The organism is Odoribacter splanchnicus DSM 20712, from assembly GCF_000190535.1.
GTDB lineage: Bacteria > Bacteroidota > Bacteroidia > Bacteroidales > Marinifilaceae > Odoribacter > Odoribacter splanchnicus.
This window is the reverse complement of record NC_015160.1, coordinates 2458241-2474950: the sequence shown is the minus strand read 5'-3', so window position 1 is coordinate 2474950 and position 16710 is coordinate 2458241. Positions and strand designations below refer to the sequence as shown.

Here is a 16710-nt window from a genome sequence, read left to right as displayed (position 1 = left end):
GGGAATAGATTAAGGGGTTGTCGATTCATCGTGTTGGGGAAGGAAATTATTTTAATGATTATCCGCATGATGTCCGTCTATAAATTTTCGACCTAAAGTCGGTGTTATAGTTGATAGCTGTGAAAGCGAGTCTATCAAATAGTTTTTCATCGAGATAGCGTCTGTTGAATTTATAGCAGAACTCATTCAGATAGTATTGTAAGTATTCGTTTTTAAGCTTATGATGAACGTCCAACAGAAGCCTTTTGGCATTGCTTATTGCAATATGCACCCAGGGCAGGAAGACTTTAACCGCTTCTTTGCCGGAAGTGACCGCCTTATGGCTCTTGACGAGTTTATCAAACTTGATATATGATGTGGAATCGTCTGTAGTCAGTTCTACTGACGGCTCCAGTTGCTCTTTGACAACCTTGGTAATTGTCTTCGACCCCAAATCTGATATGACCTGCATTTTGAGGTGTCCGACTGCTTTATTGGGTCTTCCTCTCTTGGGAGTTTTCGTAGAATAGGAGCTTTCAACCATGACCAGAATCCTGGCTTTCCTTTGACTGCCACGACCTCTTTTCAACGGTTTGTCCTTTTCTTCTTCTTGAAGCTCCACAGTGAAGAAACCTTCGTCCAGTTCTACAGAACCGGTCAGGCGGTAGCGTTCATCACGCTTTCCCATGACATCCCGAAGCTTGCAGACCATCTCCCAGATGGGTTGATAACGTTTGTGACCTAACTGGCGACGGATTTCCTCTGTTGAAAAGGATTTCTTAGTGCTTGTTAGCAGGAACATGGCTGCTATCCAGTAACGGAAAGGCAGCTTGCTATGTTCCATAACAGTTCCGGAGCGTAATGATTGCCTATGATGGCAGTGCTTGCACTCAAAAACAAGTTTATTGGCATCCCAGCGATGTTCCGTACAGCCACAATGTTTGCAGACAATACCTGATTGTTCCCTCTGTTCCTTCAGATAAGCAATGCAAGATGCTTCATCGGGGAACCGTTGCATGAAATTTAGTATGTTCATAATGATATTTCGGATTAAAACAACATTATGAATATACTGAATTTCAGCAAAATACGCAAATATTTTTGTATAAATATTTATCATTAAAACATTCGTATGATGTTAAATAAATTAACGGACATTATACGGATAATCATATTATTTTTAATGCTAGACTTATAATTTATTAACTCAATAACTCAGTAACTCAGTAACTCAATAACTCATCAACTCATCAACTCATCAACTCAATAACTCATCAACTCTTTTAACTCATTAAATTATGTCGACAACAAAAATTACAAGTGAGATCTTAAAAATAGAGAGTCCTATTCGGGATGTTTATGCATTACTTTCCGATTTCAGCCGGATCGGTCGTTTGGTAGAGATGGCCAAACAAATGGGGATGACTAACGGATTGGAGATGGATAAAATCTCGGAAAAGATCGAATCTACCCGTTTTACAGAAGATGCTTGCTACATAACCTTAAAAGGTATGGGGGAGTTGGCTGTAAAGATCGTGGAGAAAGAAGAACCCAAATTAATAAAATTAGGAGGGGATGGAGCTACACCTTTTGAATTTAATTTATGGATTCAATTGTTGGAGAATGGACCTTACGATACCCGGATGAAGATTACTTTCCAGGGAGAGTTGAATATGGTGATGAAAATGATGCTGAAAGGAAAACTGGAAAAAGGAATCAATCAATTGGGCGAGGGGCTGGCAAAAATCCCTTATAGTTTGTTGAGTAATTCAGGTTTTTAGGGATATTCAGTAAATAGTATAAAATTAGCCAACTAATTCATACACAAAATATTGCGAATTAGTTGGCTTTTTTGTATCTTTAGGTATTCCCCCGCAAATAAGGTTTGGAATCCAAAACGGGGGAAATTCCCCAACAAAGATATGGCTAAGATACAAAATATTTCGGAAATTCACCCTACTTTGGGCTTTACAGAATTTGATATTATAGAAAAATATCGCAAGAGTTTTCATGAGAGTGAGCTTGGCAGGCTTCATTCGGTGTTTCCGTTTGAGCGTATGGCAAAGACCATGGGCCTGTCGGAACAGCGACTGGGACGCAGGAACATCTTCAGTCCTTCGGCGAAGATCGCCCTTATGGTCCTGAAGGCGTACACCGGATTCTCTGACAGGCAGCTGGTGGAACATCTTAACGGGAACATACACTACCAGATGTTCTGCGGGATTATGATAAATCCGTCCTTTCCCATAACCAACTACAAGATAGTCAGTGCCATCCGCAATGAGATAGCGTCCCGTCTTGATGTTGATTCCCTCCAGGAAGTGCTGGCTTCACACTGGAAACCCTATCTTGACAGCCTTCACGTCTGTATGACCGATGCCACATGCTATGAGAGCCATATGCGTTTTCCTACGGATATGAAACTCCTTTGGGAAAGTCTGGAATGGCTCTACAGGCAAATCTGCCTTCATTGCAGAGATTTGGGTATAAGGCGTCCGCGCAACAAGTATGCGGATGTGGCGAAGTCCTATCTGTCCTACTGCAAGAAGAGAAAGAGGAAGGCTTCAAGGACAAGGATGCTCAAGCGTCGTATGATCAGACTCCTTGAAAAGCTCCTCATACAGAGGGATGAAATCCATAGAGAACATGGAACCTCACTCCGATATACCCAGGATTACCAGAAGCGTCTTTCCATCATCAGAAAGGTTCTTGTACAGGAAAAGGAGTTGTTTGAAGGCAGGAAGGTCAGGGACCGCATCGTCAGCATTGACCGTCATTATGTACGTCCCATTGTAAGAGGCAAGGAAACAAAGTCCGTCGAGTTCGGTGCGAAGGTCAACAACATACAGATAGACGGCATATCGTTCATCGAACACCTCTCGTTCAAGGCTTTCAACGAAGGTATACGCCTGAAGGACTGTATCCGCATGCAGCAGAAGCTCATGAATGTGAGGGTAAGATGCGTGGCTGCCGATTCCATATATGCCAATAATGCCAACAGAAAGTTCTGTACAAAATATGGAATATCCACATCCTTTGTACGCAAGGGAAGGGCGGCCAGGGATGAATCCTTGAGAAAGGTTCTCAGAAGTGAACTCTCCAAAGAAAGGGCCACCAGGCTTGAAGGCAGCTTCGGCACACAGAAGCAGCATTACTCACTCTCAAGGATAAAGGCACGGAACAGGAAGACGGAAATCCTATGGATTTTCTTTGGAATACATACGGCAAATGCCATACTGATGATAGATAAAATCAGGAACCGGGCGGATAAAGCGGCATGACATAAATTTACCGACAGAACCAGAAGGGGTCATCAGACCTCTTCCGAAGCGTCGTGTCTAACAAGATAGGATTATGTGAAAAAACACAGAAAAAGGGCAATAATAATGGCATATAAAGTGATTATACTCTATCAACTTTATATGCCATCTTACTTTTTAGGGACATTTACTGAATATCCCGAAAATATCCTCAGGTGTCAGGTGCACAATCGGATATTTTCAAAATAGTTTTTATTTTATGCCCTCAATTTCTGGGCATTCACGCGATTCATCTTTTCTTCGGCATAAGCTTTGGTAATCGTAATATTTTTCTTTCCTTGTGAAGGTACTTCAAACATCAGGTCGGTCATAATTGCTTCGCAAATCGAGCGTAAGCCACGGGCGCCAAGGCGGAATTCGATAGCTTTATCGACGATATATTCATAGACATCTTCGTCGAATTTGAGTGTAATCCCATCCAATTCGAACAGTTTGATATATTGCCGGATAATAGCATTTTTAGGTTCTGTCAGAATATTACGTAACGCTGCCCGGTCCAACGGTTCCAGGTAAGTCAATACGGGGAGACGGCCGATGATCTCCGGAATCAACCCGAAAGATTTCAAATCCTGTGGGGCGATATATTGAAGGAAATTCTCCCGGTCGATTTTTTCTGTATTTTGGCTCGCATTAAAGCCGACGACCATCGTATTCATACGGGCTGCGATTTTCTTTTCAATACCATCGAAAGCTCCTCCGCAGATAAAGAGGATATTTTTAGTATTGACAGGGATCATTTTTTGATCCGGATGTTTACGTCCACCTTGTGGAGGAACGTTGACGATAGAGCCTTCCAGTAATTTCAATAGTCCCTGCTGTACTCCTTCGCCGCTCACGTCGCGGGTGATCGAGGGATTATCCCCTTTCCGGGCGATTTTATCCAGTTCGTCGATGAATACAATCCCTTTTTCTGCTGCCTCGACATCGTAGTCGGCTGCTTGCAGCAAACGGGTCAGGATAGATTCGATATCTTCCCCGACATAACCGGCTTCTGTCAGTACGGTCGCGTCTACGATGGTAAAAGGCACATGTAGCATTTTGGCAATTGTTCGGGCCAATAGGGTTTTGCCGGTACCTGTACGACCTACCATAACGATATTGGATTTCTCGATTTCCACTTCGTCGTTACCGGCTTTATGCAAAAGCCTTTTATAATGATTGTAAACGGCAACTGCCAGGTGTTTTTTCGCTTCATCCTGGCCAATGACATATTGGTCCAGAAAAGCTTTGATCTCTATGGGCTTTTTTACTTCGATATGTTCCAGGTTGAGTGTCGATTTACTTTTCATCTCTTCCTGGACGATATCATAGGCTTGTGAAGCACACTCATCACAAATAAAACCGTCCGTCCCCGCTATCAACAAATTAACTTCGTTCCGGTTACGTCCGCAAAATGAACATTTATCCTGCATCTTTTATTACTTTTGGGTCGATAAGAGCTCATCGACCTGCAATTTTCAATTTTATTTTTTAGCTCTGGTTAATATTGAATCGATCATACCGTATTCTTTAGCTTCTGCTGCTGTCATCCAGTAGTCCCGGTCGGAATCTTTTTCTACTTTTTTGTAGGGTTGACCGGAATGTTCGGAGATGATGGTATACAATTCTTTTTTCAGTTTCTGTACTTCTCTGGAAGTGATCTCGATATCCGCAGCCTGGCCTTGTACGCCACTCATCGGTTGGTGGATCATAATCCGGGAATGGGTTAGAGCCGAACGTTTTCCCTTGGTTCCGGCAGTCATCAGTACCGCTGCCATCGAAGCTGCCAAACCGGTACAAATAGTCGCTACATCACAATTGATATATTGCATCGTGTCGTAAATCCCCAAACCGGCATAGATAGAACCTCCCGGGCTGTTGAAATAAAGCTGGATATCACGCCCCGGATCGGCAGTTTCCAAAAACAACAACTGGGCCATAATGATATTTGCCACATCGTCGTCGATGGGTACTCCTAAGAAAATAATCCGATCCATCATCAAACGGGAAAAAACGTCCATGGTTGCAATATTCAGTTGGCGTTCTTCTATGATATTCGGAGTGATATAACTGTTCGTAGCTGTTTGAAACCGATGAAGGTTCAGACTACTGATCCCTTTGTGCTTTATAGCGTATTTTTTGAATTCGTCTTGTGGAAACATAGCTTTTTATTAGTTTTCAAGGGGCTAAATTACAAAAAAACTATGCAATAGCAAAATCAATGGATATCGATCTTAAAACGGGCGACTTGAAACTTTATCCGGTGAAGCCGCGTATAATCCTATTACAGAATTTTAAATGGACGAGAAATGAGGTTAGTATTGTTTTTTCTTTTGGTTTTGTCGGTATTATGTATGTCTCAGACAATTGAACAAAAATGTATCGAGAAGCCGATTTATGAGCTGTCGGAAAATGGGAAAGGTAAAATTGTAGGTTCGATCGAAGTGAAAGAACAAGGGAAAGGAATAGCGATTCATGTCGTTGCCTCCGGCTTGAAGCCGGGACAATATGGTTTTCATATGCATGAAAAAAATACGATGAGTAATACCACCGATGACAAAGGGAATACGGTAATAGGTGGAGGACTAGGTGGACACTGGGATCCGGATAATACGCATAAACATGCAGGTCCTCATGGGGATGGACATCGGGGAGATCTGGAAATGTTACAAGTCGGGAAAGAGGGAACAGTCGATCAAACCGTGATTTCGACCCGGATACCTTTCAAGGCTGTCAAAGGGAAGGCTTTCGTTATTCATGCGATGCCCGATAATTTTACGGATCATCCGGTCAATGGAGGAAGCGGTGCCCGTATGTATGCTGCCCCTTTTTAGAGATTACAACGATTATTTTTAACACTGATAAGTTTTTTCACCAGGAACAGTATGGATCACTTTTGCAACCTGGTTGCAGGAATCTTCCCTTATTTTTGTATCGAACAAATGATAAAAGAATATGGAAGCTACTTGTCAGCGTTGTGCGCATACACATACTCATGCCGGAGATTGTGGGCATACTCATGATCAGCAAGGAACCGGATTTTTGATCCTTTCGTTTTTACTTCTCGTTGGCGGAGTTATACTGCGTTATCTGCAACTCCCTTTCTGGATGATTCCGGGAGTTGAAGTGCTATGGTTTTTACTGGCCTTTCTTCCGGTCGGATTTCCTGTGATGGTTGAAGTTTGGAAAAGTATACGACAGAAGGATATATTCAATGAATTTTCCCTGATGTTGTTGGCAACGATAGGGGCTTTTTGTATCGGTGAATATCCGGAAGGGGTAGCGGTGATGCTTTTTTATTCGGTGGGAGAGAGAGTACAACATCGTGCAGTCGACCGGGCCAGAAGGAATATCAGGCGTTTATTGGATGTCCGTCCTGAAAAAGCTTTGGTTTTACGGCAAGGGAAAGAACAGTCGGTTTTCCCCGGTGAGGTTGAGGTTGGAGAGATGATCATGGTAAAACCCGGAGAACGGATTCCGCTCGATGGATTGTTACAGGAAGAATATGCTCTTTTCGATACCTCTGCCTTGACTGGAGAGAGTCTGCCCCGGACTATAAATCGTGGTGAAGAGGTATTGGCAGGAATGATCGTCTCTGGTCAGGCGATAAGATTGAAAGTGACTAAGCCTTACGAACAAAGTGCTTTAGCCCGGATACTGGCTTTGGTTCAGGATGCTTCTGAACGAAAAGCCCCGGCAGAACTTTTTATCCGTCGCTTTGCCCGTATTTATACTCCTGTGGTATTTTTGTTGGCCTTATCGATTATGTTGTTGCCTGCTTTGGTGGCAGCTTTCCATCCCGGATTCGATTATTTTTTCAAAGATTGGGCATACCGGGGACTGGTATTTTTGGTGATTTCCTGTCCCTGTGCCTTGGTGATCAGTGTCCCTTTGGGCTATTTCGGTGGAATTGGAGCGGCTTCCCGGAAGGGGATATTGTTTAAAGGCGGTAATTATCTGGATGCTATTACTCACGTCAATACTGTCGTATTCGATAAAACCGGTACTTTGACTACAGGCCATTTCCAAGTGTTTTCGATGGAGGCGGATACCGTTTCATCGCAAAGGTTGTTAAGTATCCTGTTGACCTTAGAGGAAAAAAGTACTCACCCTGTAGCACAGGCGGTTACCCGTTATGCCCTGCAAGAGGGAGCCGGGAGAATCGGTGTCACGCATTTACAAGAATATCCCGGTTATGGATTAGAAGGTGTGATAGAGGGAAAAAATGTTTTGGTCGGTAATATTCGCTTGTTGACCGATCGGGGAATAACCGTTCCGGCAGGGATTTCCGAGCGTGTCGCTACGGTTGTTGTGTGTGCTATCGCGGGAAAATATGCCGGTCATTTATTGCTTTCGGATACGCTGAAAGCAGATGCTGTCGAAGCTATCGGGCGGCTGAAACAGTTGCATATCGATAATATTCAGTTATTATCCGGCGATAAAAAAGAAATAGTCGCTATCTTTGCTAAGACCTTGGGGATTCGGCATGCACGAGGTGGTTTACTGCCGGAAGATAAAGCGGCTTACCTGGAAAAATTGAATGCAGAGGCCGGTGTTTCTGCCGCTTTTGTCGGAGATGGTATGAACGATGCTCCGGTATTGGCTTTGAGTGATGTCGGTATCGCTATGGGAGGATTGGGGGCGGATGCTGCTATTGAAAGTGCCGATGTGGTTATTCAGACCGACCAACCTTCCAAAGTGGCTACGGCGATTTCGATCGGACGAGCGACCCGACGGATTGTAAAGCAGAATATTGCCGGTGCTATCGGGGTGAAGTCACTGATTCTGATTGCCGGTGCTTGTGGATTCGTCACTTTGTGGGCGGCTGTCTTTGCCGATGTCGGTGTGGCTTTGTTGGCTGTATTGAATTCCGTACGTATCCTCAGTAAAAAATTCGAATGATGATAGAGGAAGATTTTTGCTTACATAAACTAGTTCTCCGGGATATCCGGCCGACGGCCATCCGGGTGTTGGTGCTCCGCACTTTGTTAGAGATGAAACAGGCGATGTCGGTCTCCGATCTGGAGGCTCAACTCGATACTGTCGATAAATCCACGATTTTCCGAACTCTGACCTTATTCCTGTCCCACCATCTGATTCATGGGGTGGACGATGGAAGCGGTACGTTAAAATATGCAGTATGCGACGATAGTTGTCAATGCGCGGTCGAAGATCAGCATATGCATTTCTGCTGCGAATGTTGCCATAAAACTTTTTGTGTGAAAAGTATACATATTCCCTCGGTACAATTACCTCCCGGTTTTATCCAAACCGGTGCCAATTATGTGATTAAAGGCTTATGTGCTGCATGTGCCCTCCGGAAAAAGGAATAGTCTGTGAGGGTGGGGTCGTGAGCTATTTGCGGGGGAAATAAGATAATCTTTCTCGCACTAATTGATTCGTTGTTTCTATAAAAATCTTTCCCGGGACTGTTGTCTGTTGTAGTTAATACGGATAAAGATTTTAGGATATTTATTTCTATGTTTGTGATATTTGCCCAATCGGTTTTTAGGCTTGTTTTTTGTGATGAGGGGGTAGCAGCCGGGTCATAGTGAACGATTGTTTATAGAAGATGAACATGGCGAGTGAAACACCGATGACGAGTGCAAACATAACAAATAAAGTAGTCAGGCCATTGCGGAAGATTTCGACAATCAGTTGTTGTGACTGGGATACATCGTCGCTTTTCATAAAGCGGATGAGGGCAAGTACAGTTTTATAGGCATACATACCTGGGATCATGGGAAGTAGAGCCGGAAAAGAAAATACTTCCGCCGGACACCGGACGAGGCGGGCGGCTAACATACTTAGCATCCCGATTCCGAAAGCTGCAAAGAGTGAAGATATGGTCAGATTCAACGGGGTGTAATGTAATAGGTAGAAACGACAGGCATGGCCGAAAGCTCCCAGTAAGGCTACAACTGAAATAGCACGTTTGGGGGGATTGGAGATAACGGCAAATCCGATGGCGGCAATAGCGGCAAATAATCCGTCGGTGAGGACAGGTAACCAGAATTCGTTGTTCATAATATATCTTTTCCTAAAATTAATAAAGTCATGGATAAGCCGAGAGCGATACAAATAATTAATATCGTGGCATTGATTGTTCTGGATAAACCGACAAGGACGTGACCTTCGAGTATATCCAGGATGGAATTGATCAGCGGTACTCCGGGAATCAGAAACAGGACGCTGGTACCTAGTGCGATATCTTGGGTGGTCCCTAAATTGCAGAATACTCCGAGTGCGGCAGTCAGGGAAGCGATAAAGGAACAAATAATAAAGATGACCATATGGTTCAACTGAAGTTTGGTGAGTTCCTGACGGATAAAAAAGCCGGCCAGGGTGGCAATCCATACCAATCCCATGGCGATCGGATCTCCTCCGAACAAACGGCAAAATGCAGCATTGGCACAGGCAACCAGCAACAGGACCATCCAGCGTGACATACGTGGGGTGTTGACAATGGTATTGAACCGGAGCTGCAGCTCGTGAAGTCCCGGATGGTGGTCATAAGCTTCCCAGCTCAGGGCACTCAGGTCTGATATTGTACGGAAGTTTAAAGCCATTGCTGGAATCCGTCGGACGTAAGTTCGTCGGATGGAGTAGTCTTCGGAATGTTTGACGGTCATGGTGATGTTGCGCTGAAAAATGGTCATATCCACTCCAAAGCCAAAAGACTCGGCGATGCGGGTCACGTTTTTTACAATACGTGAAGTATGGCTGCCGACTGCCATCAGTGTGGTGGCGTAATCCAGCAGAAAATTCGATAATTCCTGTATTTTTTTGCTGTGTTCCTGCATGGCTGCGTTTAGAGTTTGATTTCTGCTAAAATTTCGTCTTTACCAACGATTTGGCCGGTTTTGACACATAAACGACTGATTCGGCCTCTGTGGGTGGCGGTAATGATGTTTTGCATCTTCATGGCTTCAAGTATCAAGAGAGTGTCGCCTTTGTTGATTTCCTGACCGTTATCTACTTGGACGTCCAGTATTTTGCCAGGCATGGGAGATTTGATGATTATTGTCGCCAAGTCGCTTTGACGACTGGCCAGTATTTTTTTCCGTTTCAGAGAGAACGGAGTTTCAACAGAGAAAGTATATGCGACACCGTTGAGCAATATTTCGTATTCATTTTGTTTCCGTGAAACAATTTCTACTGGATAACGCAGTCCTTTATAAGATAAGACCAAAAATCCGTCTGCTTCCTCTATCAGGTCGAGGCGTATATTTTGCCGTTTCAAACTGAAATCATAATTATTCTTTACTGTAAATTCGAATTCCGTTTGTCTGTCGCTGAGAGCGATGTATTTACTGATTTCTTTATTATTCATATTTGGTACTTATAGATTTCTGATTCGTTTGTTCAATACCCAGGGGTCGATTTGTGTGTCGGGACCGATTTCAGGAGTATTTTCGTGTGTGTAGGTATACACGGCGAATAGAGCTGCGAGCAATTCTTCGTGCGGTTCGCGCCAGACCGTCGAATGGAGGCGGGTTTCAATGAAGGAGGTGTCGAAATCACCGTTACGGTAAGTTTCGTTGTGTAATACTGCTTTGCAGAAAGGGATTGTGGTACGGATCCCTTTCACATGGAAACGTTCGAGTGCCGAAAGAGTCCGTTCGATGGCTTGTTCGCGGGTGTCTCCGGTGACGATCAGTTTGGCTACCATAGAATCGAAAAAAGGGGTAATTTCTGAACCGGGGGCAATACCGGTTTCAATGCGGATGTGATTGCCTTGTGGTAAACGAAGTTGACGGATAACACCGATACTGGGAGAAAATCCGGCTTGTACGTCCTCTGCGTTGATCCGGCATTCGATAGACCAGCCGTTGAGGTGAATCTGAGATTGACGCAACGGTAATTTCCGGCCCGCAGCGATATTGAATTGTAATTCCACCAGATCGATTCCGGTGATTTCTTCTGTAACCGGGTGTTCCACCTGAATACGGGTGTTCATCTCCATGAAATAGAAATGCTTCTGATGGTCGAGCAGGAATTCCACTGTTCCCAGACTTTGATAGCCTGCCTGTTTTGCCAGGGAGACTGCTGCTGCTGCCATTTTTTTCCGGAGGCGTTCGTCGAGAGCGGGTGACGGGGCTTCTTCCATCAACTTCTGATGTTTACGCTGTATGGAGCATTCCCGTTCGCCCAGATGCACGACATTTCCATAATTGTCGGCTACAATCTGAAATTCGATGTGCTTCGGGTTTTCGAGGTATTTTTCGATAAATACCGAAGGATCGTTAAAGGCTACCTGTGCTTCTGCGGTTGCTATTTTGTAAAGTTGTTCGAGTTCATCCTGATGATGGACAATACGCATTCCTCGTCCTCCTCCGCCCGATACTGCTTTGATAATGACCGGATAGCCTAGTCGTTTGGCAATTTTCCGGGCTTCATCGAGGGTATGTACGGCTCCTTGGCTGGCTCCAAGCATGGGGACTCCGCTCTGTGCGGCAATTCCTTTTGCTGCAACTTTATCGCCCATAAGTCGGATGACTTCGGGTGAAGGGCCGATAAAGACGATTCCATTATCCCGGCAGCGTTCGGCTAATTCCGCGTTTTCAGACAGGTTTCCATAACCTGGATGTAATGAGTCGATCTTATATTCCCGGGCTAGTCCAACCAATCTGTCGATATCCAGAAATTCCGGTATATTCCCATCGGTTTCCGGGAAATTGATCACGGCATCAGCAGCTGATAAATATACAGCTTCGGGTTCTTTGGCTGTTCGGACGACATAAGTTTTGATGCCCATGCGCCGGGCTGTACGGGCAATTCGGATGGCTATTTCGCCTCGGTTAGCTATTAAAACTGATTTTATCATATCTATTTCATTATCTTTTTATTTTGTCCCCCTTTTCTTTCGCTTTTATCTTTTTAAAGCGGTATATTTCCATGTTTCCGGCGGGGTAGACTGACTGATTTCTTTTCTAAAGATTTAAGTACCCGGATGATTTTCAGTCGGGTGACGGACGGGTCGATGACTTCATCGATAAATCCTTTTTCGTTGGCGATATAAGGATTGGCAACCTCCTCCCGGTATTGTGCCAGTAATTCTTTTTTCAAAGCAACGGGATCTTCGGCAGCGGCCAGTTCTTTGTGGTAGAGAATGGCGATTGCCCCTTCGGGTCCCATGACAGCGATTTCTGCTGTCGGCCAGGCAAAGTTGTAGTCGCCACCGATCCCTTTGCTGTTCATAACGATATAGGCTCCTCCGTAAGATTTTCGCAGTACGACGGTGATTTTGGGTACAGTAGCCCGGGTGTAAGCATACAATAATTTTGCTCCATGGCGGATAATCCCGGCATGTTCCTGATCAGCTCCCGGCAGGAATCCGGGAACGTCTTCAAGAGTAAGGATGGGAATATTGAAACTATCACAGAAATTGATGAAACGGGCAGCCTTGACAGAAGAGTTCATGTCCAAAGTACCGGCCATCACCTGAGGTTGGTTGGCGACGATTCCGGTTACATAGCCTCCGAACCGGGCCAAGCCGATAATGATATTGGGGGCATAGTTTTCAGCTATTTCCAGAAATTTACCTTTATCGGTGATCAGCCGGATGATATTCCGGACGTCATAAGGTTTGTCGGGATCTTCGGGAACAAGGTCTCTGAGACTTTCTTCTATACGGTCCGCCGGATCGTCGGTGGCCAGATAGGGAGCATTCTCGATATTGTTGGAAGGAAGATAGGAAAGCAGCATTTTCACTCCCCGCAGAGTGTTCTCGTCATCGTTGAAAACAAAATCAGCGACTCCTGATTTGACAGCATGTACTGAAGCCCCTCCCAATTCTTCGGGAGAGATGGTCTCATTCAACACTTGTTTAACGACATTGGGGCCTGTAACAAACATATAACTGGTTGCGGCAGTCATAAAGATAAAGTCGGTGAGTGCCGGGGAATAAACGGCGCCGCCTGCTGCCGGACCCATGATCACCGATATTTGGGGAATGACCCCGGAGGCCAGTACATTACGGCGGAAAATACCGGCATATCCGGCCAGACTGGCCACTCCTTCCTGTATGCGCGCTCCTCCCGAATCGATCAGGCCTACAACAGGAGAACCTGTTTTCAGGGCCATATCCTGTACTTTTATAATTTTGGCAGCGTGTACAGAACCCAATGATCCTCCCTGAACATTGAAGTCCTGGGAATAGGCAAATACCTGTCTGCCGTTTATATTTCCAAATCCGGTAATAACTCCGTCTCCATAGGAACGTACTGTTTTACCGAAAGAGGTGGTGGCCGATGGAGAATAAGCATCGACTTCCTCGAAGGTGCCTTCATCAAAAAGAAATTCTATTCGTTCCCGGGCTGTCAGTTTGCCGCGGTTGTGTTGTTTTTCTTCATATGCTTCGCCGTATTGCCGGGCTAAGGCTTCCTGTCTCGCCAGGAATTTTTCAAACGATTTTCTCATGCTAAGTCAGTTTACATCTATTAATTGCTTTATTATTCTGGCAATCTCTTTTAAGATTCGTAAGTGTAGCCGATTGATAATTACTCGTTAATCATCGATTGTTACCGTTGAGCATGGCTTAAACTTAGCTTTCACAAAATAAAGAATACGCAGGGGTATATTTACCCGGACGGGTGTCGGTCTGATAAGGGCTGACTCTGGCTTTATTCCGCGAAAGCATTGTCAATTCGCTGAGGCAGGTATCCTGACTTTCACCGTTTTAGCCGTCCTTCCCGTCTTATGCTGACAGTGGACATGATTGGCCGAACTTTTATGGTGATTACAGTTGCGCGACAGTCCGTGATTTTCACACGGTTCCCTATTCTCCCCATCGTAATGAGGCACCTGAGCGATCTGATTCACATCTTGTAAAGAACTTCAATGGGACAAAAGTATAAAAAATCTTTTATCCGTTGAAATTTTAATAAAATCTTTCCCTTTTCCTTTATTTTGTTGTTGATTATCAGTGAGTAAAAATTTGTAACTTCTTGTTTTTATAAGAGGCGGGTCTTTGTTGTCCGGATGATCGTCGATTATTTTTATGCATTCCGTTGTTTTTAATCGATTTTTTACTTCATCGGACGTTGAGAGAGGAGAAGGAAGTTCGGGTGAAGGAGGTGTTATTTTATGATTTTTTAGGAGAGGTTTGTTTCATTGCTGCAATTATTTTTCTCATTTTATTTAAAAATTAAAGAAAAAAAGTAGGAATATAAATTTATTTAGGTACATTTGCGTCGTCATGGTGACTCATCCTCACACGGAGGAATGAGTTGAATAGGGAATCCGGTGAGAATCCGGTACTGTACCCTCAGCTGTATGTTCTTTAAAAAGGGTTTTGCATTCTTATGGTCACTTTTTCCTCCGGGAGAAGGGAAGGCCGCAAAATCCGGAACAAGTCAGAAGACCTGCCTGACCTATAATTGCCAGTTGTTCTGGGGAATAAGGACAATGGGTATGTGCGTTGTTTTTCACAATTATTTTGGGAAAAGGGATACGGGTGTGTCCTGGAAAACACGAAGGCATAACCTCGTTTAGGGAGGATGTGTAAAGGATGCTTTTTTATTTTTTAAAAAGGCTGGCGCTATCGTTTCCGTAAAGGGAAAGACGTATGTTATATAGCATACGATAGTTGTCCTTTGTGTCTTTTGATTAGAGAAATAATTCTTTAAATATTGTATTGTTAATCAATAAAACGCCACTAATTATGATGACCAGAGCTGAGTACATTGAAAGCCTCCGCAGATTGAATCTGAAGGTTTATTTTATGGGTGAGCTGATCGAAAATCCTGTCGACCACCCGATGATTCGTCCTTCTATGAATTCTGTAGCCAAAACTTATGAATTGGCTGAAAAACCGGAATATCAGGATCTGATGACTGTTTATTCACCGCTGATCGGCAAGCGGATCAACCGTTTTTGCCATCTCCACCAAAGCACGGAAGATTTGGTGAATAAAGTGAAAATGCAACGTTTGATGGGACAAAAGACGGCAGCCTGTTTCCAGCGTTGTGTGGGAATGGATGCTTTCAATGCCATTTTCTCTACCACCTATGAGATGGACCAGAAGCTTGGGACAGAATATCACAAGCGGTTCACTGAATATATGAAGTTTGTACAGGAAAACGACCTTACGGTTGACGGAGCGATGACCGATCCGAAAGGTGACCGTAGTTTGTCGCCCTCCAGACAGGAAGATCCGGATATGTATATGCATGTCGTGGAAGTGCGGGAGGATGGTATTGTCGTACGGGGAGCAAAAGCTCATCAGACCGGGGCTGTCAATTCGCACGAACACCTGATCATGCCTACTGTGGCCATGAAAGAAGAGGATAAAGATTATGCCATTTCGTTTGCTGTCCCCTCAGATGCCGAAGGCGTATTTATGGTGTACGGCCGTCAGTCCTGTGATACCCGTAAAATGGAGGAAAATGCCGATATGGACCTCGGAAATGCACAGTATGGTGGGCACGAAGCACTGGTTGTTTTCGATAACGTGTTTGTTCCCAATGAACGGGTGTTTATGTGTCGGGAATATGAATTTGCCGGAATGATGGTAGAGCGTTTCGCCGGATATCACCGTCAGTCTTACGGAGGGTGTAAAGTCGGAGTCGGGGATGTATTGATCGGTGCAGCTGCCCTTGCCGCCGATTACAATGGCGTGCCCAAAGCCAACCACATCAAGGATAAGCTGATCGAAATGATACATCTGAACGAGACGCTTTATGCTTGTGGTATTGCCTGTTCGGCAGAGGGTGAAAAGATGCCTGCCGGTAACTATCAGATCAATCTGTTGTTGGCCAATGTCTGCAAACAGAATATTACCCGTATGCCTTATGAGATTGCCCGTCTTGCAGAAGATATTGCCGGTGGGTTAATGGTGACCATGCCATCCGAGCAGGATTTACGCAGCGAAAAGATCGGTCCTTATGTAGAGAAATATTTGCAGGGAGCAACCGGGACTTCTACCGAAAACCGGATGCGTATCCTGCGCCTGATCGAAAATATTACCTTGGGTACGGCAGCTGTTGGATATCGGACAGAATCTATGCATGGAGCAGGTTCACCTCAGGCACAGCGTATTATGATCTCCCGTCAGGGAAATCTGGCTGCGAAGAAAGAACTGGCTAAAGTGATTGCTAAGGTGGATGAAAGCAAAGATAGAAAGTAGTAGTAGTTTTGAGGAACGGGTCCGGGAGATCGTACTTTACCGGGTCCGTCCTCATTTACTGGAACATGGCGGGGATTTGAGTGTCAGGGAAATCCGGGGCCGGGATGTCGGAATTGTGTTTTCCGGAGCCTGTGGAGCCTGTCCTGCGGCACAAATTACGGTGGAACAAGTGGTAGAGAAAGGTTTGCGTCGTGAGCTTGGAGATAAACTCGGCCGTGTGTATCTGATCAACGAAACAGATGAGGGCTTACTCGCTTTTGCCCGGAAATTATTAAACCGAAAAAGGTGATCAAAACGAGGATT

Annotated in this window: 15 protein-coding genes and 2 riboswitches; of the genes, 7 read left to right on the top strand and 8 right to left on the bottom strand. The window is 44.7% G+C overall.

What is annotated here, in order from left to right; all coding sequences use genetic code 11:
• Positions 1-58 precede the first annotated feature (58 nt).
• Complete coding sequence (locus ODOSP_RS10410; protein ID WP_013611223.1) at positions 59-1015, bottom strand: IS1595-like element ISOdsp1 family transposase; 957 nt, start codon at positions 1013-1015, stop codon at positions 59-61.
• A 262-nt stretch (positions 1016-1277) separates the two neighbouring features.
• Between ODOSP_RS10410 and ODOSP_RS10405 the strand changes: the two genes are divergently transcribed.
• Both ODOSP_RS10405 and ODOSP_RS10400 read left to right on the top strand, forming a co-directional pair.
• Positions 1278-1760, top strand: coding sequence for a hypothetical protein (locus tag ODOSP_RS10405; RefSeq protein WP_013612273.1), 483 nt, complete (start codon positions 1278-1280; stop codon positions 1758-1760).
• Between the two features lie 141 nt (positions 1761-1901).
• A complete protein-coding gene (locus ODOSP_RS10400) occupies positions 1902-3260 on the top strand; it encodes a transposase (protein WP_080705330.1) in 1359 nt (452 codons plus the stop codon).
• Positions 3261-3496: 236 nt separating this feature from the next.
• Here ODOSP_RS10400 and clpX read toward each other — a convergent pair whose 3' ends face one another.
• Both clpX and clpP read right to left on the bottom strand, forming a co-directional pair.
• Complete coding sequence (gene clpX / locus ODOSP_RS10395) at positions 3497-4711, bottom strand: ATP-dependent Clp protease ATP-binding subunit ClpX (protein ID WP_013612271.1); 1215 nt, start codon at positions 4709-4711, stop codon at positions 3497-3499.
• A gap of 51 nt (positions 4712-4762) precedes the next feature.
• Positions 4763-5440 carry an ATP-dependent Clp endopeptidase proteolytic subunit ClpP gene (gene clpP, locus ODOSP_RS10390; protein ID WP_013612270.1) on the bottom strand — a complete coding sequence of 226 codons (678 nt, stop codon included), beginning with the start codon at positions 5438-5440 and terminating at the stop codon, positions 4763-4765.
• A 147-nt stretch (positions 5441-5587) separates the two neighbouring features.
• Between clpP and ODOSP_RS10385 the strand changes: the two genes are divergently transcribed.
• The 3 genes from ODOSP_RS10385 (at position 5588) to ODOSP_RS10375 (ending at position 8611) form a co-directional block, all read left to right on the top strand.
• Positions 5588-6112, top strand: a complete 525-nt coding sequence (locus ODOSP_RS10385) for a superoxide dismutase family protein (protein ID WP_013612269.1) — start codon at positions 5588-5590, stop codon at positions 6110-6112.
• 121 nt (positions 6113-6233) lie between these two features.
• Positions 6234-8180: a heavy metal translocating P-type ATPase gene (locus ODOSP_RS10380; RefSeq protein ID WP_013612268.1), complete on the top strand. Its 1947-nt coding sequence runs from the start codon at positions 6234-6236 to the stop codon at positions 8178-8180.
• A complete protein-coding gene (locus ODOSP_RS10375; protein WP_013612267.1) occupies positions 8180-8611 on the top strand; it encodes a Fur family transcriptional regulator in 432 nt (143 codons plus the stop codon). The genes ODOSP_RS10380 and ODOSP_RS10375 overlap by 1 nt, the downstream gene beginning before the upstream one ends.
• Positions 8612-8786: 175 nt before the next feature.
• Here the strand turns inward: ODOSP_RS10375 and ODOSP_RS10370 are convergent, their stop codons facing one another.
• The 5 genes from ODOSP_RS10370 to ODOSP_RS10350 are packed head-to-tail and all read right to left on the bottom strand — an operon-like array spanning position 8787 to position 13700.
• A complete protein-coding gene (locus tag ODOSP_RS10370; protein WP_013612266.1) occupies positions 8787-9305 on the bottom strand; it encodes a threonine/serine exporter family protein in 519 nt (172 codons plus the stop codon).
• Positions 9302-10081, bottom strand: a complete 780-nt coding sequence (locus tag ODOSP_RS10365) for a threonine/serine exporter family protein (RefSeq protein WP_013612265.1) — start codon at positions 10079-10081, stop codon at positions 9302-9304. The genes ODOSP_RS10370 and ODOSP_RS10365 overlap by 4 nt, the downstream gene beginning before the upstream one ends.
• 8 nt (positions 10082-10089) lie before the next feature.
• Positions 10090-10611 carry an acyl-CoA carboxylase biotin carboxyl carrier protein subunit gene (locus ODOSP_RS10360; protein ID WP_013612264.1) on the bottom strand — a complete coding sequence of 174 codons (522 nt, stop codon included), beginning with the start codon at positions 10609-10611 and terminating at the stop codon, positions 10090-10092.
• 9 nt (positions 10612-10620) lie between these two features.
• The gene (locus ODOSP_RS10355; RefSeq protein WP_013612263.1) at positions 10621-12105 is read right to left on the bottom strand and encodes an acetyl-CoA carboxylase biotin carboxylase subunit; all 1485 of its coding nucleotides are present in this window, start codon (positions 12103-12105) and stop codon (positions 10621-10623) included.
• 53 nt (positions 12106-12158) lie between these two features.
• Entirely contained in the window at positions 12159-13700 is a 1542-nt protein-coding gene (locus ODOSP_RS10350; protein ID WP_013612262.1) for an acyl-CoA carboxylase subunit beta, read from the bottom strand.
• A gap of 217 nt (positions 13701-13917) precedes the next feature.
• Positions 13918-14103, bottom strand: a riboswitch (cobalamin riboswitch).
• A gap of 359 nt (positions 14104-14462) precedes the next feature.
• Positions 14463-14666, top strand: a riboswitch (cobalamin riboswitch).
• 277 nt (positions 14667-14943) lie between these two features.
• Between ODOSP_RS10350 and ODOSP_RS10345 the strand changes: the two genes are divergently transcribed.
• Together ODOSP_RS10345 and ODOSP_RS10340 are read left to right on the top strand one after the other, a co-directional pair.
• The gene (locus ODOSP_RS10345) at positions 14944-16407 is read left to right on the top strand and encodes a 4-hydroxyphenylacetate 3-hydroxylase family protein (protein WP_013612261.1); all 1464 of its coding nucleotides are present in this window, start codon (positions 14944-14946) and stop codon (positions 16405-16407) included.
• Positions 16385-16696 carry a NifU family protein gene (locus ODOSP_RS10340; protein ID WP_013612260.1) on the top strand — a complete coding sequence of 104 codons (312 nt, stop codon included), beginning with the start codon at positions 16385-16387 and terminating at the stop codon, positions 16694-16696. Before ODOSP_RS10345 ends, ODOSP_RS10340 begins: the two co-directional genes overlap by 23 nt.
• The last annotated feature ends 14 nt before the right edge of the window (positions 16697-16710 follow it).